Here is a 22,579-nt window from a genome sequence, read left to right on the forward strand (position 1 = left end):
AATTGCTGCAACGGTTTTAGTTGTGTACCCAATGATGCTTGTGGGATTTCGCATCGATGTACTGTTGTGTTTCCGACGGCATGTACAGCGCGTTGTCCTGTTCGAAGAACAAGGGGGCACGGCGATGCTTGGCACCCACTTCGTTCATGGTCGCGGCGTCATATACCCGACCGTTGATCACGGTGTAGGTGACGTATTCACTGCGACGTAAGTCGGTCAGTACGTCTCCGTCAATCACCACCAGATCAGCCAGCTTGCCGGACTCGATACTCCCGATACTGTGATCCATACCGAGGTGTCTGGCGCCATCAATGGTACCGCCGCGTAAGGCTTCCCAGGCCGTGAAGCCACCCTGTTGCATGATCCATAACTCCCAATGAGCGGCCAGACCTTCACGCTGACCATGGGCACCAATGTGAACGCCTACACCTTTGTCGCGCAGGGTTTTTGCGTAACTGGCGACATTCACGTGGTTGTACTGATTATCCGGCGCGGTAGGACGACGAATGGCACGACCATCCAACAGGAAGGAAGGGGTGTAACGGGTCAGGCGCGGGTTTTTCCACACTTCAGTGCGATCGTACCAGTATTCTTCACCCATCATGCCGCCGTAGGAGACAACAAAGGTCGGTGTATAACCGAAATCGGTAGCCGCCCACAACTGCGTGACATCATTGTAGCCTTTGGCGATCGGCAGGGAGTGTTCCAGGCCGGTATGACCATCGACCATCATGGTCAGGTTTTGCATCAGCTTACCGCCGCCCTCAGGGACAACCATCAACTCCAGCTCCCGCGCTGCAGCCAGAACCTGCTGTCGTTGGTCGCGACGGGGTTGGTTGTAGCTCTTGACGGAGATGGCACCGACATCTTTAAGACGTTGCAGATGGAAAAGTGCATCGTCGTAGTTGTTGATGATGGCCTTATAGCCCAGGGCTTCCGCACCATACAGTATGGTACCGGTTGAGAAGATGCGCGGAGCGACAAGTTCACCGGCTTTTTGCAGCTCACTGGCGGCGAAAATTTCGGTGGTATCGTTTGAGGGGTCATGGATTGTGGTGACACCAAATGCCAGATTGGACAACTGGCTCCAGTTTTGATCCGGAATGATTTCGTAGGAGCCCATGGCACCATGCGCGTGGGCATCGATCAATCCAGGGATCACGGTTTTGCCACTTACATCAATGATCTGAGCCTTTTCGGGCACTTCGACTTCACCTTGGGCACCAACGGCAACGATACGATTGTCCTTGATCACAACAACGCCGTTTTCAATGACTTCCTGGGTGTTGTCTGCATCGCGCATGGTGACCACTTTGCCGCCAACCAATGCTTTGTAACCGCTAGGTTTGTCAGACGGGCGCTTAAACGACAGATCCAGACCTTCCTTCAACGGCTCAGGCAAGGTTTCCGGCGCGCCGGGCATAAACGCGAAGGCCTCTGTTAACGGACGTTCGAAGAAATAGGGACCGTGATACCAGCTCAAGCGCTGGCTGTCGGCAGACCATGTCAGGTACTCGCCGGCACGACTGGAGACCTGCCGGACAGGATAAGCGGTGGTGTCAGGACCGATATTGACGCGCTTGCCGATGGTTGGAAAACGGGCAACGTAGGCATTGTACTGATGCACAAACGCAACCCATTTACCGTCGGGCGATACGCGGTATTCACTGACCTTGTCGGCACCGTACAGGTGTTCCCGTTGATCGTTGCCTTGCAGGTTAACACTCACCAATTGGGTTTCGGGATAGTCTGAGCCGGACACACTGGTGGTGAAATAGACCCGCTCGTCATCGGCTGAAAAATGCGGAGCCGAGCCACTTTGTGCTATGCGGGTTGCTTGTTTGGATTTTACATCCACCACATACAGCCCGGGGTCGACTGACCATTTGGGACTGAGCAGGTAACCACCGGTGACTTTGCGATAGGCGATTTTGGAACCGTCGTTGGAAAAACTCGGCTCAATGTAGTGACCCGGATGCTCGGTAACGACTTTCCCTTTGCCGCCGCGGGCAGACACCATGCGCACACTGCCTAGTGCCTGATCGTTCCAGGTGGTGTAAACAATGTACTTGCCGTCGTTGGAATAGCGGGGGTAGTACTCATCGTGGTCGTCTTGTTTGGTCAGACGTCGTGTCTTACCGCTGTCAACATCACGTACGTAAAGCTTACCCAACGCCTGGAAAACAAGTGATTCACCATCGGGTGACTTTTGCGCCCAGCGGATCATCTTGACGTCAAAATCATCTGGAGCTACATCGACCTGATGGCGCACAGCGTCAGCGTATTGCATGGTCGTTTCAACATTCACCGCCAGTGTTGTCAGTTGCTGGTTGTTGACGTCGATACGGTGAAATTTACCACCGGTCCAGAACACAATTGCTTTGTTGTCCGGGGTCCAGTCAAAATAGGCAAAATAGCCTTCTGAACCGAATCCCTCCTGCATGTCGCGCTCAAGGTGTTGGTAGATAACCCGTTCTACGCCGGTTTCCAGATCTTTGACAAACAGCGCAGTGCGGTCTTTGATGCGACGAATAAAGGCCAGTGACTTTCCATCCGGTGAAGGCGTCGGTACGACAGAACCACCGGTACCACTCACAAAGGTTTGTTCTTCCCCGGTGGCCAGTTCATAACGGGTAATGGCAAAGATTTCCTTGAGTGGATCTCGGTTGTAGTTGAATCGCGAGCTGCCCGTGACATCGGTGGTAAAATACAGGTATTTTCCGTCAGGTGAGAACGCCGGATCAGCGATGTTGTTCTGTTCGACATTACCGTGCGGGCGCGCTTTGATTTGCAGGCCATCCCCACCACTGATGTGATACATCCAAATTTCGCCGGCTGGAATACTGCGGCTCGACATGATGCCTTTCATGACCGCGATGTATTGTCCGTCAGGACTCCAACTGGGGGAATGGATCAGGTTATTTTTTTCGGTGGTGATTTGGGTGGGGTTGCTACCGTCGATATCCATTACCCACAGGTTGGATAAGCCATCCCGATCCGAAATGAAAGCGATCTTCTTGCCGTCAGGACTGACGGTAGGATGAAGATTCCAGGCAAAATCCTGGGTCAGGGCTTTTGCGTCACCGCCGTTGGCATCGACCACGAAAATGTTGCCCAACATATCAAACACCATCTGCTCACCGTCGGGCGTGATATCGAGGCTGGACCAGGTGATTTCATCGGTTTTGATCGTCAAATCATGCAACGGGAAAGGCGGGGCTGTGATGTCCCATTCTGGTTTAGAATCTGTGTCGTCTTCAGACTGAGCTAAGACGGGGGATGCAATCGTCAGTGCGCAACTGGCAGTGCCGATCAGCAGCCCGTTTCGCAGGATGCGTTGTAGCTGAGTAACCATGACAATTTCCTGAGAGTTTGTGTTTGTTGTTATGCATCAATACGGTCGGTAAATAACATCGAACGAGCATTGATTATTGATTTTCCAAACCACTATACGTGATAACTGTGCGGATGTGATCAGATCAGGGTATCGGATGTCTGGGTGGTGGGGTGAGTTGCGCTGAGTGGTTGATTTCCGGCGATGAATGACAGCTACCAGTGACGTTGGTCAACAGGTCAAAAAGCGCTTCAGTGATGGGGAAACCGGTTTGACGCTCAAAGCCAATGAACATAGGGCTGGGATTGATTTCCAGGAAGTAATAGTCGCCGTCATCACTGAGACGCCAATCAATGCCTCCCCACACCATTCCCAGTGAGTCAGCCAGCGAGAGCGCTAATCGAGCCATTTTGTCAGGCAGTGTCACGGGCACAATTCTGGCGTCGGGGTCCTGGCGATAGTCGATGGTTGTGGCACGAATCTCTGCGCTGAAATGCCGCTGTCCCACCACATAGGTGCGGACGTTTGTGCCGGGAATGTATTGCTGCACGGTGACCGGGGCATAGCGAAGCACTCGCTCAAGGTGACCATTATTGACATGGTGAGGGGTGAGCGGTGCAGCATGATCTCCGCCAAACACGGGTTTGAAAATACACGGAAATTGTCGCGCCAGGGATACAATGGCAGCTGGCTGATTGCCAGTGTACGTTTTCGGGATCAGAGCACCGAGGGCTTGCGCTACCGCCATTTGGCGAGGCTTGACCCGGTGGGCGTGAATCGCCGCGTACGAATTCACCCAAAAGATGCCATCCCATTGGAACCAGGTTTTCAGCATGGCACTGCAATCCGCCAGGGCGATGCCTTGCTGCTGAGGTTGCAGTGACGGTGCCAGTGCGTGGGGCTCCAGAGAGCTCCAGAAAGCGCTGTGGATATCCTCAAACCCTACATGTTTTCCGTTGATGTTCAGCCAGCCTTGTTGAGGAGCGGTTGACCAACTGATCTGGTCGCGATGAGGGAACGCCGCCGCGTCGAACAAATGAACGAGCCATCCGCGTTTTTTGCAGTAGTTGGCGAGGTGGTGGGCATGGTAGTCACGCTCACTGCCCAAAATAATGCTACAGGTCATCAATTGTCATCCGAAAAAAAGGCAGACCTATGCCTGCCTTGGCTAATCATTCATAGGGGTAGCGAAACCCACCTTCTTCACCCATCGCCATGGTTGAACCAACCGGTGGCTTGATGATGGGCTCGGGCGGAGATTGCTCAGACAGCGGGGGAGATGTTTTTGGCACCAGTGCGCCGCCTTGAATGGCCGTTGTTTGATGATCTTCCATCGGTGTAAAGTGTGAAAAAGGGTGTGACATGGTCGACTCCTTGTCGTGGTTTAAATGTCCTTGCAATCGGTTGATTGCCACATTAAGCCTAGTCAATCAATGCGCCGTTGACACTGGACATTGGATGGGATTTGGGGCGCGACCGGTGTCTCACCCCATGTACAACTCAGGCATTTTCAAATCGTTGCCGAGCGAACAACGTTATCAGCATCTTTCGATTGGACACCGCCAGCTTGCGAAAAATGTTAGTGCAGTGAAACTTAACCGTACGTTCGCTGATAAACAGTTGGTCAGCAATCGATCGGTTACTGAGTCCTTCAGAGACTTTATTGGCCACCTGCCATTCACGTTTAGACAACGCGTCCTGGTGAGTCAGTTGTTGGGTTTTCATAGCTTTATCCTTGCGTTAGTGATGGTTGAGGTACTGCGTTTTTCACAACCTGGGTGACATCTGTCAGCCGACCATTCTCGAGGCGCAAAATCCGTTGTGCGAGGGCCAGGGAGTGAGGTCGGTGGGCAATGATCACCCGGGTCATTGAAAGGGTTGCTACCAGGCTGTTGATATGGTTTTCACAGCCGATGTCGAGGTGACTTGTCGCTTCATCGAGGAACAGGATGTCCGGCTTGCGGTAAAGGGCCCGAGCCAACAAAAGCCGCTGTTTCTGACCGCCACTGAGGTGACTGCCCAGATCCCCTATCAGGGTGTGATAGCCAAGGGGCATGGTAAGAATATCCTGTTCAATCTGCGCCAACCGGGCGCACTCATGGGCCCGCTCTATGTCTATAGTGGTTTCGCCAAAGCCGATGTTTTCGAGCACCGAACCGCTTAGCAAGGTGTCATCCTGGAGTACCGCTGCGACGCGTTGCCGGTAGCCTGGTTGTTGGCGAATGTCGGTACCGTTAAATAAAATGTCGCCGCTGTCCTGCCTGAGCAGTCCCAATAAACATTTCAGCAGTGTTGATTTACCACAACCGCTGGTGCCGGTGATGGCGATGGTTTGGCCGGGCTCAATGTCAAAGGACAACTGGTCAAGGAGCGGGGAGGTTGCACCCGGGTAGCAAAAGGTCAGTGCACGTACACACAATCCACCGGGGGTAGCCCGGCCATCACAGGGAACGCCGGCGGCGGCTTGTTCGCCAATCGCTTCGTGCGGGGTGGATAAAATGTCGGCCAGACGTTCAAAGTGCAGACGTAACATCAGGAAGGTCAACCATTGTTGTATCAGGCCTTCGCTGGCGTGGGTAAAGCGCTGTTTGTAGGCAACGAACGCAAACAGCATGCCGACCGATAACTGACCTTGTAACACCGCACTTGCCCCCAGGAAAATGACCAACACGTTTGTCAGCCCGGACAGCAAGCCGTAACTGGTATCAAACCAGAGGTTAAACAGGCCGAGACGGATTTGCTCGTTGGTGGCATTCACCCAACGATTAACCCAGTCATTTTGGCGTTGGACTTCCAAACCAAACAGCTTGATTGCCTGCATCGAGCGAAGGGTTTCCATAAAATGGGTTTGTTCGCTTGCCTGGGCATTTAGCTGTTGCTCCGAGGTGCGTCGAAAGCGGGCGAAAGTTAGCAGTCTCACCAACAGGTACAGCAGCGACGAAAAGATCACGCAAGCTGTCAGTGTCGGCGCATACTGCCACATGACGAACAAAGTCGTGATGGCGAGTAATCCGTCGACGATGACAGTCACCACGCCCTGGGCAAGCCAGTCTCTGACCTGATGCAAGGATTGAAATCGGGACATAATGTCGCCCAGATGGCGGGTGTGGAAAAACGACAGTGGTAGGTGCACCAGATGGATGAAAACCCGCTGAGACAGCAATACGCCAATCTGACTGGACATGCGCAGCACCACCCGTTGACGAACGTAGCGAGTGAGCAATTCAATCAGCAATAACAGCACAAACCCCAGGGTGAGCGCTTTGAGCCAGCCGACGTCGGCAAACACCAATACATCGTCCACAACCCACTGCAAATAGAGTGGTGAGACGATGGCAAGTGCCTGCAATATCAATGACAGTACGGCCATGATACCCAGTCCGGGTAGCAGGACTTTGGTATCTGGAAACAGTGAGGCCAAGGTGGTCTTGGCGACCGGCTGCTGTGCTGATTGAGGGACGGTTGGTGTCAGCTCTAATGCAATACCGGTAAACGCGGTGTTCAGGGTTTTGAGGTCAACCCATCGTTCACCCTGGGCAGGGTCATGGATCCACACGCCCCGTCGCTTGACCTGCTTCAGTACGACGAAGTGGTCAAGATCCCAGTGCAAAATGCACGGTAGACTCAGCTCATGGAGTTGTTCCAGTTCGAGCCGCATGGCTCTTCCTGCCAGGTTAAGCGATGCTGCTACCTGTAAGACATCCTGCAAATTCATGCCTTGCGCGTGGTTGGGGTAGCGATGACGCAGGGTAAACAGATCGGTGAGGTGCTGGTGGTAATTTGCGATCATCGTGATGCATGCCAGGCCGCACTCTCCGGTTTGTGATTGCAACAGGATTTCCAGTCGTCGACGTACCGAGAAAGACAGTCGATTGGTCGCCGGAAGCAATGTCAGGTGAGTTGATGTCATGGCTCAACTCCTGAAGCCTTTAAGTGGTTCCAGCATCCACGCCAGCATGGATTGCTCCCGAGTGGCGATGTCCCCGATGAGGGTCATTCCGAGACGCAGAGACCCGAGCAATGCCGACACTTGATTGCCATGGTCAGTAGCGTCGATTGCGACGGTGACCAGGTACGCGGCGGAGGCGAGCGAAAGCGGACTATCCTGCAATTCACTGGGCAAGGTCACGGCATCGTCAATATCAATGACGGTGCCCTTCAGGCTGCCAAACTGCCGGTACGGGAACGCATCAATGCGCAACCTTACCGATTGATACTGGATCAATTGGCCGGCCATGTGCGTTGGTACCGCCAGGCGGGCCAGAAGCCTGCTATGACGAGGAATAATTTTTACGACCGGTGATGCGTCAGCGACGCGTTGACCAGCAACAACGTGCAGATTGGCGATGATCCCATCTGCAGGCGCCAGGACGGCATAGGTCTGTGCTGTCTGTTGCAGGGCCATTTGACGGTTTAGTTGGCTTAGCGAAGCTTGTGCCGCAATACGCTGTTGTTGCTCCGTCAGCCGGATTTGCTCGAGTTTAGCAAGGTGCTGTTGAACGGTTGCCTGTGCTGATTCATGTTGTTGTTGCACAGATAAATGGGTGTTTTGTTCACTCATCAACTGCTGTTGGCGTTGGGTTAGGGTTTCTCGGGCAGCTACATTGCTGGCTACCAATCTTGACGTTCGTGCAACCTGTTGTTGAATCGAAGCTATGCGTTGACGGATAACATCCAATTGGGATTCCAGGTGCGTTTGTTGGCGGCGCGCCGAGGCCAATTGCTGCTGTGCAGACATGCGTTGATGGGACAATAATTGCTGGTCGAGTGCCGCTTGTTTGGCAACAGCATCCAGTTGTTGTTGCCACAATGTTGCCGTCACGTCTCTGCCCAACGAGGATTGAGCATGCCTCAAGTGGGCGACGACTTGTCCTTTCTGCACCCTATCGCCTTCATTAACCAATACCGATTCAACGTGATCAATGCCGCGGGGGGCATAAACCCGAAGCAGACCGTTTTCTGGCACCAACCAGCCATTAACGGATAAGTATTGGGTCCTTTGCGTCAATGTCAGCCATGCCACGGCAGCGCAGAGCAATAGCAGCACCATTAACGCGAACAGCGATTGTCGGCGTGTCGGTTGTAGCAGGGGCTGCCCGTGATGCGCATTGCGCGGGGCGTCAATGGCGGCTTGTCTGAACAACGGTTGATGCATGTCGCGCTCCTCCACAGCGATGGGTGAAAAACAGGGCTCCCTCCCTGGAGACACTCTTCCCTGAAGGCGCGCAGTGACAATCGGTAGCATCGGTCCGGTATCTACCGAGACATTGGCACAACATCCTTGGTGACACGCCCTATTGCCATCCTGGCAATAAGCCTTCCTGGCTCGCTTCCCTGTTTTGTCAGTGTTAGCAGAGCCGAAGCTTGCAAGTGACTGACAGGTTGAGCTTAGGGTAAGACGACAGTGGCGCTTTCAATATCAGGCCATGTGATAAAGCTGGTGGGACATCTCCTTCGCAGATGCCGCGGGGGGAAGGGGTAAACGTCAGGTTAAAGGGGCTTTTTTATCGCTATGTTGCTTTATAAACGCGAGAAAAGCCGAGGCGGGTAGAGGTTTGCTGAAATAGTAGCCCTGGAATCGGTGGCACCCCAGAGCGATCAATTGGCGCAATTGCTGTTTTGATTCGACGCCTTCCAGTACCACGTCCAATGACATGTGACGACCAATCGCCAGGATCGATTCAATCAAGCCTCGATTGGTGGGGTCGTCGAGTTGATCGACAAAGGATTTGTCGACTTTGATTTCATCCAGCGGCAGTTGACGTATGTAGCTCAGGGACGAGTAGCCGGTGCCAAAGTCATCTAAGGCTATGCGCAAGCCTTGGTTTCTGAGTTGATGGAGCTTTTCAATTGCCTGTTGCATGTCTTCAACAAAGCCTGACTCGGTAATTTCCAGCACCAATAGTCCTTCAGGCAGCTCATACCGGTTCAGCAAGGCGAGCAGGTGACTGACAAAACCCTCGTCGGCCAACTGCAGCGCTGATACGTTGACGGAGCATTGGGGCGGCAACTGCTCACCTTGGTCAATCCAGGTTCTCAGTTGTACGATGATGGCACGGAACAACCATTGTCCGACCCCGTTTATCAGGCCGGATTTCTCTGCCACTGGCACAAACTCGGCCGGTGAAATGGGACCCTCCTCCGGGTGATCCCAGCGCAACAGGACTTCTGCACCAACGCATTCGTTATTGGCATTCAGTTGGGGCTGGAAGAATAGCTTGAGTTGCTGGTCGTCGCGCAATGCCTGTTGCAGCAACCGCTCCAGATATTCTTTGCGATCCTGGCTTTTCTGTAAGACCGGATCATACACCCGGTATTGTTGTTTACCGGCTTGTTTCGCCTGTCGTAACGCTGATTCAGCATGGCGCAACGCCTCAGATGCAGACTCTGCCATATCGGGTAGTACAACCGCGCCCATGCTGGTCTGCAGGGTAATATGGCGATTACCGAGTAAAATGGGTGCGCCCAGTTTGACGCTTAACGCTTCCCAATGCAGGGGGATGAGAGGTGCCGGATGGGGGGAGGTATGTACGATGAGAACGGCAAACTCGTCGCCGCCAGTTCTGCCCAGCAGGTAGCCGTCTATGGCGTACTCTCTTAAACGGTGGTTGACCTCCAGAAGCACCAGTTCGGCAATGTCGTGGCCATAGATGCGATTGATATCCCGAAAGCCATCGATGTTGAACAACATCAAAATTGCGGGCAGTTGTGGCTCATCAGAACCTTCCAGGCGCGCAGATAACTGGTGTAAAAAGCCGAGGCGGTTCGGTAACCGAGTCAGCGCATCGGTAAATGCCGCATCCCTCAGGTTGGCTTCGACCTTATCCCGTGCCAGTTCGGCGCTGGCGCGGGACGCAAAAACGTGTAAAACCTTTAGATGCTCCTCCCTTGGCTTGATGGGCGCATCGTGCAATAGCACCAGCAGTCCTACGGGCTTTTGACCCGCATCCTGCAGCGGCACGCCCACATAGGCTTGCATGCCCATATGTTGTAAGGCTTGATCATCAGGAAACACTTCCGCCACATGATCCGTGTACAGGCAAATATCCGAGGCCAGGGTATTTTCACAAGGGGTGTTGTTGAGGGAATAGGTAAAATTTTCAAGGGTTTCACCGTTGTCGATGGCCAATGTGGTGGTCACTGACTGACCACTTGGATCAAGCAGCCCTATCATCCCCATGCGCATTGAGAACAGGCTTAGTAGATTGTCCAATAATTGGCGATAGTAGTTACCTTCAGATTGGGAGGATACCCCTTTGGCCAGCGCGCTCAGGGCTCCTTCGATTTGCTGCCGTCGAACAATCTGGCGGCGTAGATAATAGGTTTGGTGAGTCAGTCTCAGGGCAAATGCGACACCCACAAAGAGCAACAAAAATGCCATTGGGAAACCGGACAAGTACACACTGTGCACCTGCCCCGCATCTATTGCCACAGCAATCACAGAACCTGATAACTGCAATATTACAAACATCAGCAGGCCGAAACTGAGCAAGTAATTGCGACGCCGGAAAAACGACTGAATCCGCCACAAAGACCAAATTAGAATGAATACGCCGAAACCATGATACAGATAATTCCAGCTACCGGGCTCTCCGCTCAGCAGCGCGAATTTTCCACCCTCGCTGATCTGTGCCGGAACAAAACCCGTTATGCTGGCAAACCGTAATGGGTACTGGGCAAACATATTGGCCAATAACAGCACCCCAGAAACTACACAGATGGCTGTCAGCCATACCCGTGGGAAGGCCTGTCGGCTCCATTGGGCAAAGCCCCACCCATAGGCGCCAAGGCCGATGATTGCGGCACTGATTTGACCTCTGAGCCAATACAGTGCCTCAGCCTCTGAGGTGCTGAGGTGGTATTGCCAGGTACACGCCTGGTAAGCCGCGGTGCTCAGACACAGCAATAGCAACGAATAGTAAGGCGCATCGTCCTGTTTAATTCGGTGGGTCAGGGCGACCATCAACAAGGTCATCAGACAGATCGCAATGGATGCTGAAAACAGTGAGCTGATGACACTGAAGTGATGCACTGGTGTTTCCCTGTCTGATTGAGACCCGTCATCCTAGACTAGCAGATTGTGATAGCCCTTGCAGCGTGCCTGAAGATGCACCGATAAATCTTGTCGGCAAAGTGATTTAGCTGGGTGGGGAAGGTTGTAAATTGCCAGTGATGCCCCCATCATTGCGACAAACGAAAGTCAGAGATTAACCATGGATAATGTTGTCGATATTACGCTGGAAAATTTTCAGCAAGTGATTTTGCAGATGTCCACCGAAAAATTCATATTGGTGGACTTCTGGGCGGATTGGTGTGAGCCGTGCAAAACCCTGATGCCAGTGCTTGAAAAGCTGGCCGCAGAGTATTCTCAGCACATGATCCTGGCCAAGGTCAATTGCGATGAACAACAAGAGATCGCAGCCCAATTCGGTGTACGTAGTTTACCAACGGTGATGTTGGTGAAAGACGGTCAGCCCATTGATGGTTTCGCTGGCGCCCAGCCTGAGGGACAGATCCGTGAAATGCTGCAACGTCATTTGCCACAACCGGAAGATGATGATTACCAACAAGCCGTTGCTTTGATTCAGCAAGGCAACTATGCCGAGGCTTTTCCGCTGGTTAAACAGGCCCATGATTTGAATGCCGACCGCGTCGATATTCGTCTGGCACTGGCCGATTGCGCGGTGGAAATGGGCAATTTGGCATTGGCCAAGTCCCTGATAGCGCCGGTGGGGTTGGCTGATCAGGACGGTTACTACCATGCTATCAGTGGCAAAATTGAATTGGCCGAGCAAGCCGCCGAGTCCCCTGAAATCAAAGCATTGCAGGAAAAACTCGCCGCCCATCCTGATGACATGCAGGTAAAGGTCGATTTGGCCGTCCAATTGCATCAGGCCCATCAGCCCGAAGAAGCCTTAGCGCTGTTGTTTGATGTGTTGCGTGCGGACCTGAATTTTGGTGACGCCAAAAAAGTCACCTTGGATATGATTAACGCCTTGCCCGATGGTGAGCCGTTAAAGTCGACCTTCCGGCGTAAGATATACAGCTTATTGTACTGATAAAAAACGGGGCCAGGCGCCCCGTTTTTTATCCCTGGCAATTCAGCACCAAGCCGGCTTTGTGTTGAAGCCACTTTTCATTGGCGAGTTCTGCATCAATCAATGGGTGGGCTTTCAGCCAGCCATCAGGGAAGGTCAGTGACCAGGTATCCGTCGTGACCGTCAGCTGAATGTCTGGCAGTAAGTGATCTTTACGTCGCATGGACAGCAAACAAGCCAGACGTAAAATACGTGACAACGCCCACATCAGCGGACGTACATCCGGATGGTAATTGTCAAAGGCTGACGCCTGGAGCTCCTGACGGTGGCTTCTGACCAGATCCCGAATACATTTTCGCTGTAATTGAGTGTAACCGTGCATGGGCAGATGATTGAGTATGTAAGCGCCGTGCTGATGGTATTGCTTGTATTCGATGTGCAAACCAATTTCATGCAGCGTCGCAGCAGCTTCAAGCACCGCGCGGGCATCAAAATTACAGATGTTCGATTGTGCGCACAGTTGTTCATAAAGCCGCAACGCCAGCTGGGTTACCCGTTGCGCCTGCGTGGCTTCGATGTGAAACCGGGCGACCAGTTCCTGCAGGGTTTGCAGGCGACGATCGGTGTGTTGAATATTGTCCAGCATGCCATAAATCAGGCCTTCGCGCAGAGCGCCGCCACTGATTTGCATTTCGTCAATCTTCAACTGTTCAAACAGCGCGATCAAAATGCTCAATCCACTCGGAAAAATCGGCCGCCGGGGCTCTTCCAGACCCTCAATACTCAAGCGGTCAATATGACCACAGTCAATGCACTGTTGCATCAGGTTGTGCAAATAATCCAGCCGAATGGCATCACTGATGTCCTGTGCAACCAGTATTTCAGTGATAGCCTGGGGCGTACCGGATGCGCCAAGGCATTGCTGCCAGTCAAAGCACACGAAGTCATCCCTGACCGGCAATAGTTTTTGTTGCGCGGCAGCGATGGCATTGCGAAAGTTTGCCTCGCTGAGCTCACCGTTGACAAAATAGCGTTCCATAAAGGTGACACAGCCCATTTCCAGGCTGACTAGGCTAATGGGGTTCATGTCATTGCCGACGATGACTTCGGTACTGGCGCCGCCTATGTCTATGACCAGCGTGTTGCCCTGGTTGGCGGAGGTGTAAGCAACACCCAGATAAATCTGGCGCGCTTCTTCTTCACCGCTGATGACTTCCAGGCGGTGGTTGAGAATGGCTTCTGCTTTTTGGATAAAAACGTTGGCGTTTTTGGCCAGACGAAGGGTGGCAGTACCAACCACCCGGATGTGATTGACGGGAATGTCCTGCAATCGTTCCGCGAAGGTTTTCAGGCATTCCCAGCCCCTTTGCATGCTGGCGTCATCGAGCATCATTTCGTCATCCAGGCCGGCGGCCAGTCTGACTTTTTGCTTAACCTTGCCGATGATTTGGACATTGCCCGCGACCACGCGGACCACCACCAGGTGAAAGCTGTTGGAACCGAGATCAACAGCTGCGTAGAGCTGTGTGTCTACCGCAGCTTGTGCTGCGATCGGTCTGTCCATCAACGTTGACGACTCCGGCCACGATTATTACTGCCACTGCCACTGCCTGTGCCGCGCTTGTTGTACGAGCGTCCGCTTTGCATTCGCTTACGGTGTGTTGGCTTGGGCGTGGTGATATCTTGCAACAACTGGCTGGCATCATAATCGGTCACCGGAATAGGGTGGTCGATATACGCTTCGATAGCCGGCAGATTCAGGGCGTATTTTTCACACGCAAAACTGATTGCATGACCACTGCGGCCTGCACGACCGGTACGACCGATACGGTGTACATAGTCTTCCGCATCGTCAGGCAGATCATAGTTGAACACATGGGTGACCTTTTCAATGTGCAGGCCTCGCGCCGCTACATCGGTGGCAACCAGAATATCCAGCCGATCTTTGCTGAAATCATCAAGAATTTTTAGTCGCTTTTTCTGCGGCACATCACCGCTCAACAGGCCTACCCGATGATTGTCTGCGGCCAGCCAGTCGTGGACTTTTTCACAGCCGTGTTTGGTATTTGCAAACACAATGGCTTTATCCGGCCATTCTTCTTCGAGCAATGTCAGCAACAGCGGCATTTTGTCTTCATCGGATGGATAAAACAGTTCTTCTTTTACGCGGCTGGCGGTTTTTTGTTCCGGTTCCACTTGCACATGGGTTGGGTTGTTCATGTGCTCATAGGCCAGTTCCTGCACCCGGTATGACAAGGTGGCTGAAAACAGCATACTGAGTCGCTGGGTTGCGGCGGGCATGCGACGAAACATGTAGCGAATGTCTTTAATAAAACCGAGGTCAAACATCCGGTCCGCTTCATCCAATACTGCAACTTCGATGTGGTCCAGTTTGAACACGCCCTGCTTGTAGTAATCGATAATGCGCCCGGTGGTGCCGATAATAATATCCACACCGGATTCGAGGGTCTCCCGTTGACTTTGGTAACCTTCGCCCCCATAAATGAGCCCTAAAGACAATCCGGTGTGTTGGCTGAGCAATTCTGCATCATTGTGGATCTGTACCGCCAGTTCCCGGGTCGGGGCCATAATAATGGCACGAGGTTGCTGCTTATTCTCTGCTTGGTTTTTCAGTAATTGATGAAAAGTAGCGACCAGGAAGGCGATGGTTTTACCGGTACCCGTCTGGGCCTGACCGGCAATATCGTGGCCATCAAGCAAGTGTGGCAAGCTGAGTGCCTGGATTGGGGTACAGTGTTTAAAGTTCGCTGCCGACAATGCTGCAACGACATCCGGATGGATGGGCAGGTCGGCGAAATGCGTATTTGTTAAATGTGTCGTTTGCATAGCTTATAGCTTATCAGTGCTTGCATTAAAAAACAGTTTCTATATAACACTCATGACTACGCTGATTTGCTATCAGCGCGAGACCGAATTTGGAGAAAAATATGAGCGACAAAATTATCAAGTTATCAGATGATAGTTTCGAGGCAGATGTTATCAATGCAGCAAGTCCTGTTTTGGTTGACTTCTGGGCGGAGTGGTGTGGCCCGTGCAAAATGATCGCGCCGATTCTTGAAGAAGTTGCAGGCGAGTTCGACGGCAAGTTAACAGTTGCCAAGTTGAATGTCGATGAAAATAATGAAACGCCTCCAAAGTACGGCATCCGTGGGATCCCCACTTTGTTGTTGTTTAAAGACGGAAATGTTGCAGCCACGAAAGTCGGCGCGCTGTCGAAAACACAGTTGGTTGAATTCCTGAACGATAACCTGTAATTCGCTCTCAATTTGCAGGGGTTACCGTGAGTGACCCCTGTCATTCACTCAAGACCTTATTGCACGCCGTTTCTGAGCGATTCTCTTCACCAACCCCAGACAAAGCCATATTTTAACTAGACGGGCTTGGGAATTGGTGCTAAGTTTTAACCGTTCAAGCCTTGAACGCATCTTTTTCTCGCTCGAATCAGAGATTTATTACGTAACATTCAAACTTTCTTGAAAACAAACATCGCGGTAATTCGCACGACTTCAATTAACAAGACCCACCGATATGAACCTAACGGAACTTAAGAATAAACCGATCAACGAGCTTGTCGCGTTGGCGGAAGAAATGGGCCTGGAAAACATGGCCCGGGCCCGTAAACAAGACATCATCTTCTCTATCCTCAAAGCGCATGCAAAAAGCGGTGAAGACATTTTTGGTGATGGTGTGCTGGAAATCCTGCAAGACGGGTTTGGCTTTCTGCGTTCCGCAGACTCTTCGTATTTGGCAGGTCCTGATGACATCTATGTATCGCCCAGCCAGATCCGCCGATTCAATTTGCGTACCGGTGATACCATTGCCGGGAAGATACGGCCACCGAAGGACAGCGAACGATATTTTGCACTGCTAAAGATCCGAGAAGTTAACTTCGACAAGCCTGAAAACTCCCGCAATAAGATTCTGTTCGAAAACCTCACACCTTTACACGCCAATTCTCGTTTGCGCATGGAACGTGGCAATGGCAGTACGGAAGACATTACTGCCCGAGTGCTGGATTTAGCATCTCCTATTGGCAGAGGGCAACGTGGCTTGATCGTTGCGCCACCCAAAGCCGGTAAAACACTGTTGCTGCAGAACATTGCCCAGTCGATTGCTGCCAATCACCCAGAATGTGAATTGATGGTATTGCTGATTGACGAGCGCCCTGAAGAGGTCACGGAAATGCAGCGATTGGTCCAGGGTGAAGTTGTTGCGTCTACCTTTGATGAACCGGCCAGCCGCCACGTTCAAGTCGCAGAAATGGTGATTGAAAAGGCCAAACGCCTGGTTGAGCACAAAAAAGACGTGGTAATCCTGCTGGATTCTATTACCCGTCTTGCCCGCGCCTATAACACGGTTATCCCTTCGTCGGGCAAAGTACTGACCGGTGGTGTGGACGCTAACGCATTGCATAAACCGAAGCGCTTTTTTGGTGCTGCACGTAACGTGGAAGAAGGCGGTAGCCTGACCATCATCGCCACGGCATTGATTGATACCGGTTCGAAGATGGATGAAGTCATCTACGAAGAATTTAAAGGCACCGGCAACATGGAATTGCACCTGAATCGTAAGATTGCGGAAAAACGTGTATTCCCGGCGATTGATTTCAACCGTAGTGGTACCCGTCGTGAAGAACTGCTGGCGTCTCAGGAAGAACTACAGAAAATGTGGATCCTGCGTAAAATCGTGCATGAAATGTCGGAAATTGACGCAATGGAATTCCTGATTGGCAAGTTGGCCATGACCAAAACCAATGACGAATTCTTTGATGCGATGAAGCGTCAGAAGAGTTAACCTTTTTTAGGATTGAAAAATCCGCTTCACCGCAAGGTGACAGCGGATTTTTTTTTGCGTCGTCGGCCGATTGGGTTTAGCGTTAGGACTGACCTAACTCGGAAAGGATCAACAACATGAAAACCGTGCTGTTTGCACTTGCAACACTTTCACTGTCTGCAACGGCTGCTGATGTGGCAACCATGGCAGAAGACATCAATCCTCAGGTGATTGAATGGCGACATCACCTACACCAGTATCCGGAACTGTCAAACCGCGAGTATAAAACCGCAGAGTATGTAGCCAAGTTCCTGCAAGGGTTGGGTTTGGAGGTGCAAACGGGCATTGCCAAGACCGGTGTTGTGGCGATTCTGGACAGTGGCAAGCCAGGTCCAACGGTAGCGCTACGTGCTGATATGGACGGCCTGCCGGTGCCTGAACAAAATGATTTGCCCTGGAAGTCGACCCAGCGGGGAGAGTTCAACGGTAATGAGGTTCCGGTCATGCACGCCTGCGGTCATGATACCCATATGGCAATGTTGATGGGGGCGGCAAAGATTCTCACCGCCAAGCGGGATGAGCTGCGTGGCAAGGTGAAATTTATTTTTCAACCGGCTGAAGAAGGTGCACCGGCAGGGGAGAAAGGCGGTGCTGAAGTTATGGTCAAAGAAGGGGTGCTGAAAAACCCGGATGTGGACGTTATTTTTGGCTTGCACATCAGTGCCAATACTGATGTTGGCAAAGTGCGTTACCGCGAAGGTGGCACCATGGCTGCTGTGGATCCGTTTAAAGTGGTGATTAAGGGGAAACAGGCCCATGGCGCCTATCCCTGGCTCAGTGTTGACCCTATCACGACTGCTGCTCAGGTCATCATGGGCTTGCAAACCATCGTGAGCCGAGAGTTGAAACTGATTGATGATGCGGCGGTGATTACCATCGGCTCTATTCATGGCGGCAACCGGTCCAATATTATCCCCAATGAAGTCGAACTGGTGGGGACCATTCGGACCCTGAATCAGGCGTCTCGTGATCACATCTATGAAGCGCTGCCGCGCAAAGTAAAAGGCATTGCTGACAGTATGCGTGCGCAAGCCGAGGTGACCTTGCCGCTGGATTACAATTACCCCATCACCTTTAATGACCCGGCGTTGATGAGCAAAATGTTGCCTACCTTGCACCGTACCGTTGGAGAGGAAAATGCCCTGTACAGCAAGGCAGTGACCGGTGCAGAAGACTTCTCTTTCTTTCAGGAAAAAGTGCCAGGCCTGTATTTATGGGTAGGAGGAAAACCCTTGGATGTGCCGGCTTCACAAGCGCCTGCTCACCACACTCCGGAATTTTACGTGGATGACAGTGGCATGATCACAGGCGTGAAACTATTGACTAACCTGACCCTCGATTACATGCAGTACGGGGAATGATCTGAGCAAGGAACGAGGTGTCATGGTAGCCAGAGACATTTTTTCTCTGCTGATCCTGGCGCTACTGGGGGTTGCCGGCAACCTGCTGCCGGCACCGTTTTCCTCCGATGCGACCTTTGCGATTGGTTTCAGCGCTGCTGTAGTGGCAGCGCTGCGCTTTGGTGTTTGGGGCGCATTGCTGGTCAGTGTCGCGGCACTGATGCCCTTACTGCCATCAGAGTCCTGGATGGTGTGGGTGTTTCTGGTACAGCCGGTACTGTTGAGTGTTACCTGTTTTGAGCGCGAACTGAGCCGTCCGGTGCGCGTGACACTGGTGTATTGGGTGTTGGTGATAGTGATTGCCGTGCCAATATATGCGGTCTTCACTCCTCAGGGAGTGACACTCGAGAGGCTCGGAACATTACTCACAGACCTGACCAATGGGGTGGCTATCACCTTGTTAGGGCAATTCCTGTATTTAGGCTATTGCCTTATCTGGGCCAGAAACGACATACCGCCGGTCAATATGACGTTTCTGTTTCGTTATGTGTTTACCGGACTGTTTTTTTTCTCAACGGTGGCTATCACCTACGTCGGATTGGGTTACGACTTGCAGCAACATCAAGCCAGCCTTGAGCGCTATCTTCATCAGCGTTCGCGGGTTGTCAATGACCAGCTTGAGCACTTTCTCGATGGTCATTTACGGGGGATACGAATCGCAGCTGGCGTGGTGACAGAATATCCCGACAGTCAACAATCCGTGATTGGCAAGTTGGCGGAACAATATCCGGCATTCCTGACCTTGCTCACCACTGATGCTGAAGGGCTGATAGCTCACGCATATCCCGCCGCGCTGGTTGAAAAAGCGGAGCAGGTCGGTCAGCTTAGCGTCGCCCACCGTGACTATTTTACCTTTCCTCGCGATACCGGTATCGCGTATGTATCACATGCCTTGCAGGGCAGAGGGTTTGGCAATGATCCCATTGTTGCAGTCTCTGCGCCGGTCATTCATCCAACGCTGGGGTTCCGCGGCATCGTTGAGGGCTCTCTCGACCTGTCGAGCTTCAAACAATACGACGCCCGTGAAAATGATGTCAGTGTCGAAATGCTGATCATCGATCCGGCAGACAATGTGGTATTTGCCTCTGATGCGCTGAATTTACCGCCACTTTCGCCGTTGTCTTTGGCTGACTGCGAGGCTTGTGCGGCAGCCAACACCAAAGTGTTGAACGGGCAACAATGGATCACTGCTTCAAGCAATAAAAATGTTCAGGGCTGGCGGGTTATCAAGTTGTATCCCAGGGCCCAATTTGCAGAGCAAATTGCCACCCGGATCATGATTGCTTTGGTGCTGATGGTACTACTGACGGTGGCAGCAAACCTTGTCAGTCATATTGTCGCCCGCATTTTGTCTCAGCCATTGAAGGGGTTGATGGAACAATTTCGTCACTTTGATCCCTCTAATCCTTCTGTCGCTGGCAGTGGACAAACACTACCGTCCTATCTTACTGAGATCGCGGCGTTGGAGCAGGGTTTCGAACAATTACGTCTGCGCATCGTCCAGTTGTTTGATGAAGTGCGCGCGGGGCGGGAGCAACAACTGGAACTCAATCAGCAACTCAGCGAACTGAACGATGTGCTGGAACAGCGTATTGAAGAGAAAACGGCATCGCTAGAAGTGGCACTGCTGCAGGCAAACCAGGCGAGTGAGGCGAAATCACGCTTTTTGGCCAATATGTCCCATGAAATTCGCACCCCAATGAACGGCATCATCGGCAGTTGTCAGAACCTCATTCAGGCGCCATTGGATGATAACAGCCGTCACAAGGTCGATATCATTGCCCGTAGCGCCGATGCGTTAATGCACATCATTAATGACATCCTTGACTGGTCAAAAATTGAAGCCGGCAAGATGGCGCTGGAACATATCCCGTTTAACCTCTTCGAAACCGTTCAACAGGTGGTTGGACTGCATCAGCAAACCGCCAAAACCAAAGGCATAGACCTGTTGCTTGACATTGACAAGGATGTGCCGCCGTGGGTGGTCGGCGATGAAACCCGTCTGGGCCAGATCCTGAATAACCTGATCAGTAATGCAATAAAATTTACTCACAAAGGGCGCGTTGAATTGCAACTGAGTTGGTCTGATGGCGGGGCTCAGATCACCGTTTCTGACACCGGTGTTGGCATACCGGACGACCAGCAACAGCACATTTTCGATGAGTTCTCACAAGCCGACATTTCCACTACCCGGATTTTCGGAGGGACAGGATTGGGGCTGGCCGTTTGCAGGGCACTGACAGAGCTGATGGGCGGACATATCACCCTGTCCAGCCGGGTTGAGGAGGGCACTCAGGTTCGTGTCAGTATCCCGTTTACGGCATGCGAACCGCCGGCACAGCTTGTCACCGAGTCCTCCAGCCTGCGATTGCCCAGCGGGTTACGTTGTTTATTGGTTGAAGACAACGACATCAATGCCGAAATTCTGTTCGATATGCTGTCTGATCAAGGAATACGGATCGTCAGAGCGAAGGACGGCCTTCAGGCGTTGGAAGCGCTTCAATCCCATCGCTTTGACGTTGTGTTAATGGATTGTCAGATGCCGAACATGGATGGGTTAACTGCAACCCGTCGGTTGCGGGAAATGGACGGGGTAAACCAGCGCGTACCGGTGGTGGCGCTGACGGCCAACGCGTTTAGCGAAGACCGTGCAGCATGTCTGGAAGCCGGCATGAATGCCTATTTGTCAAAACCGGTCAACAAACAGGCATTGCTGGAGACGCTGTGGCGATTATTGGTCGACAGCGGTCTTGCGTAACCAGAAGTAACCAAACACGGCCGACGCCAGTGAACCCATCAATATCCCCAGTCGCTCATCGGCGATTTGGTTATTGCCGGTCTCTTCAAACGCCAGAGAGCCGATAAACAAACTCATTGTGAAACCAACACCACAAAGGATGGCGCAGCCGTACAATTGTTTCCAGTTGATGTCTTCCGGTAATTTTGCCCAGCCGAGCATGACCGCGAGCTTGGCAAATACAAACACACCGAGTTGCTTACCAACGAACAGTCCCAGAATAATCCCCAGGGTCACCGGGTGATACAGGGATTCAATACTGATAGAGAACAAATCAATCCCTGCATTGGCAAACGCAAACACGGGCAGGATAACCAAGCTGACGGAAGGGTGAAGGTTGTGCTCCAAATCCTTCAGCGCAGATTTTTCCGGTTGATCCGGGTCACGCATCGGAATAAAGAACGCCAGCATGACACCCGCCAACGTGGCATGGACCCCTGACTTCAGCATTGCCACCCATAATACGGCGCCGAGAAGGATGTAGGACGGTACGCTTTGCACATTGCGCAAGTTAAGAAACGTGAGAATCGCGAGGCAGACCGCGGCAACAATCAACGGGCCCTGAGAGATGTTTTCGGTGTAAAACAGGGCGATGATCGCAATGGCGCCGATATCATCGATGATTGCCAGGGTAACCAGAAATACTTTCAGGCTGACAGGGACCCGGCTTCCCAGCAGGGCCAGAATGCCCAGCGCGAAAGCGATGTCAGTTGCAGCAGGAATGGCCCAGCCCGCCAGCGCCACCGGATTGTCCCAGGTAAAATAGACATAGAACAACGCAGGTACCAGCATTCCCCCTACTGCGCCTGCCGCAGGCAATATGATTTTTTGCGGCTCAGACAATTCGCCTTCGAGAATTTCCCGCTTCAGCTCCAGACCGACCAGAAAAAAGAACACTGCCATCAAGCCATCATTGATCCACAGCAACAAAGGTTTGTTGATGATCAAGTCGCCAACCTGAAACATGACCGGTAGATCAATCAGTTGGTTGTACCACTGCGCAGCAAACGGCGTATTGGCAGCAATCATTGCCAGTGCCGTTGCGATCATCAGCAGTATCCCGCTGGCCGACTCCTTTTTCAGAAATTCATTGATCATGGGGTTCCTCAAATGTGATGGTGAATACCGTGCGTCATTGATATTGATAGCTTTTTAA

At 52.3% G+C, this 22,579-nt stretch carries 15 protein-coding genes; 5 read left to right on the forward strand and 10 right to left on the reverse strand.

The window, feature by feature from the left end; all coding sequences use genetic code 11:
* Positions 1-16 precede the first annotated feature (16 nt).
* The 7 genes from LJ739_RS18270 to LJ739_RS18300 form a co-directional block, all read right to left on the reverse strand.
* The gene (locus tag LJ739_RS18270; RefSeq protein WP_229162923.1) at positions 17-3,355 is read right to left on the reverse strand and encodes an amidohydrolase family protein; all 3,339 of its coding nucleotides are present in this window, start codon (positions 3,353-3,355) and stop codon (positions 17-19) included.
* Between the two features lie 124 nt (positions 3,356-3,479).
* A complete protein-coding gene (locus LJ739_RS18275) occupies positions 3,480-4,460 on the reverse strand; it encodes an ATP-grasp domain-containing protein (protein ID WP_229162925.1) in 981 nt (326 codons plus the stop codon).
* Between the two features lie 46 nt (positions 4,461-4,506).
* The gene (locus LJ739_RS18280; RefSeq protein ID WP_229162927.1) at positions 4,507-4,698 is read right to left on the reverse strand and encodes a hypothetical protein; all 192 of its coding nucleotides are present in this window, start codon (positions 4,696-4,698) and stop codon (positions 4,507-4,509) included.
* Positions 4,699-4,834: 136 nt separating this feature from the next.
* Entirely contained in the window at positions 4,835-5,059 is a 225-nt protein-coding gene (locus tag LJ739_RS18285; RefSeq protein WP_229162932.1) for a response regulator transcription factor, read from the reverse strand.
* Between the two features lie 4 nt (positions 5,060-5,063).
* Complete coding sequence (locus tag LJ739_RS18290) at positions 5,064-7,244, reverse strand: peptidase domain-containing ABC transporter (protein WP_229162934.1); 2,181 nt, start codon at positions 7,242-7,244, stop codon at positions 5,064-5,066.
* A 3-nt stretch (positions 7,245-7,247) separates the two neighbouring features.
* Entirely contained in the window at positions 7,248-8,489 is a 1,242-nt protein-coding gene (locus LJ739_RS18295) for an HlyD family secretion protein (protein ID WP_229162936.1), read from the reverse strand.
* 330 nt (positions 8,490-8,819) lie between these two features.
* On the reverse strand, positions 8,820-11,366 hold the full coding sequence (locus LJ739_RS18300) for an EAL domain-containing protein (RefSeq protein WP_229162938.1): 2,547 nt from the start codon (positions 11,364-11,366) through the stop codon (positions 8,820-8,822).
* Between the two features lie 181 nt (positions 11,367-11,547).
* Here LJ739_RS18300 and trxA (LJ739_RS18305) point away from each other — a divergent pair, with 181 nt between their 5' ends.
* Positions 11,548-12,393, forward strand: coding sequence for a thioredoxin (gene trxA, locus LJ739_RS18305; protein ID WP_229162941.1), 846 nt, complete (start codon positions 11,548-11,550; stop codon positions 12,391-12,393).
* Between the two features lie 28 nt (positions 12,394-12,421).
* Here trxA (LJ739_RS18305) and LJ739_RS18310 read toward each other — a convergent pair whose 3' ends face one another.
* Both LJ739_RS18310 and rhlB read right to left on the reverse strand, forming a co-directional pair.
* The gene (locus tag LJ739_RS18310) at positions 12,422-13,936 is read right to left on the reverse strand and encodes a Ppx/GppA phosphatase family protein (RefSeq protein WP_229162943.1); all 1,515 of its coding nucleotides are present in this window, start codon (positions 13,934-13,936) and stop codon (positions 12,422-12,424) included.
* On the reverse strand, positions 13,936-15,219 hold the full coding sequence (gene rhlB / locus LJ739_RS18315) for an ATP-dependent RNA helicase RhlB (RefSeq protein WP_229162945.1): 1,284 nt from the start codon (positions 15,217-15,219) through the stop codon (positions 13,936-13,938). Before rhlB ends, LJ739_RS18310 begins: the two co-directional genes overlap by 1 nt.
* A gap of 101 nt (positions 15,220-15,320) precedes the next feature.
* Here rhlB and trxA (LJ739_RS18320) point away from each other — a divergent pair, with 101 nt between their 5' ends.
* The 4 genes from trxA (LJ739_RS18320) (at position 15,321) to LJ739_RS18335 (ending at position 21,384) form a co-directional block, all read left to right on the forward strand.
* Complete coding sequence (gene trxA, locus LJ739_RS18320; RefSeq protein ID WP_229162947.1) at positions 15,321-15,647, forward strand: thioredoxin TrxA; 327 nt, start codon at positions 15,321-15,323, stop codon at positions 15,645-15,647.
* A gap of 274 nt (positions 15,648-15,921) precedes the next feature.
* The gene (rho, locus tag LJ739_RS18325; RefSeq protein ID WP_229162949.1) at positions 15,922-17,187 is read left to right on the forward strand and encodes a transcription termination factor Rho; all 1,266 of its coding nucleotides are present in this window, start codon (positions 15,922-15,924) and stop codon (positions 17,185-17,187) included.
* 116 nt (positions 17,188-17,303) lie between these two features.
* Positions 17,304-18,587 carry an amidohydrolase gene (locus tag LJ739_RS18330; RefSeq protein ID WP_407646817.1) on the forward strand — a complete coding sequence of 428 codons (1,284 nt, stop codon included), beginning with the start codon at positions 17,304-17,306 and terminating at the stop codon, positions 18,585-18,587.
* A 22-nt stretch (positions 18,588-18,609) separates the two neighbouring features.
* Positions 18,610-21,384, forward strand: a complete 2,775-nt coding sequence (locus LJ739_RS18335; protein WP_229162951.1) for an ATP-binding protein — start codon at positions 18,610-18,612, stop codon at positions 21,382-21,384.
* Here the strand turns inward: LJ739_RS18335 and nhaA are convergent.
* Positions 21,358-22,521 (reverse strand): Na+/H+ antiporter NhaA, encoded by a 1,164-nt coding sequence (gene nhaA, locus LJ739_RS18340; protein WP_229162953.1) that lies wholly within the window; start codon positions 22,519-22,521, stop codon positions 21,358-21,360. The genes LJ739_RS18335 and nhaA overlap by 27 nt on opposite strands.
* Positions 22,522-22,579: the final 58 nt, after the last annotated feature.

The sequence above is a fragment of the Fluctibacter halophilus genome, from assembly GCF_020687825.1.
GTDB classification, from domain to species: Bacteria; Pseudomonadota; Gammaproteobacteria; order Enterobacterales; family Alteromonadaceae; genus Fluctibacter; species Fluctibacter halophilus.

Excerpts from the sequence above, each read along its gene's own strand:
- LJ739_RS18270 (WP_229162923.1), bottom strand. The coding sequence starts at position 3,355 with ATGGTTACTCAGCTACAACGCATCCTGCGAAACGGGCTGCTGATCGGC.
- LJ739_RS18275 (WP_229162925.1), bottom strand. The coding sequence starts at position 4,460 with ATGACCTGTAGCATTATTTTGGGCAGTGAGCGTGACTACCATGCCCAC.
- LJ739_RS18280 (WP_229162927.1), bottom strand. The coding sequence starts at position 4,698 with ATGTCACACCCTTTTTCACACTTTACACCGATGGAAGATCATCAAACA.
- LJ739_RS18285 (WP_229162932.1), bottom strand. The coding sequence starts at position 5,059 with ATGAAAACCCAACAACTGACTCACCAGGACGCGTTGTCTAAACGTGAA.
- LJ739_RS18290 (WP_229162934.1), bottom strand. The coding sequence starts at position 7,244 with ATGACATCAACTCACCTGACATTGCTTCCGGCGACCAATCGACTGTCT.
- LJ739_RS18295 (WP_229162936.1), bottom strand. The coding sequence starts at position 8,489 with ATGCATCAACCGTTGTTCAGACAAGCCGCCATTGACGCCCCGCGCAAT.
- trxA (WP_229162941.1), top strand. The coding sequence starts at position 11,548 with ATGGATAATGTTGTCGATATTACGCTGGAAAATTTTCAGCAAGTGATT.
- LJ739_RS18310 (WP_229162943.1), bottom strand. The coding sequence starts at position 13,936 with ATGGACAGACCGATCGCAGCACAAGCTGCGGTAGACACACAGCTCTAC.
- rhlB (WP_229162945.1), bottom strand. The coding sequence starts at position 15,219 with ATGCAAACGACACATTTAACAAATACGCATTTCGCCGACCTGCCCATC.
- trxA (WP_229162947.1), top strand. The coding sequence starts at position 15,321 with ATGAGCGACAAAATTATCAAGTTATCAGATGATAGTTTCGAGGCAGAT.
- rho (WP_229162949.1), top strand. The coding sequence starts at position 15,922 with ATGAACCTAACGGAACTTAAGAATAAACCGATCAACGAGCTTGTCGCG.
- LJ739_RS18330 (WP_407646817.1), top strand. The coding sequence starts at position 17,304 with ATGAAAACCGTGCTGTTTGCACTTGCAACACTTTCACTGTCTGCAACG.
- LJ739_RS18335 (WP_229162951.1), top strand. The coding sequence starts at position 18,610 with ATGGTAGCCAGAGACATTTTTTCTCTGCTGATCCTGGCGCTACTGGGG.
- nhaA (WP_229162953.1), bottom strand. The coding sequence starts at position 22,521 with ATGATCAATGAATTTCTGAAAAAGGAGTCGGCCAGCGGGATACTGCTG.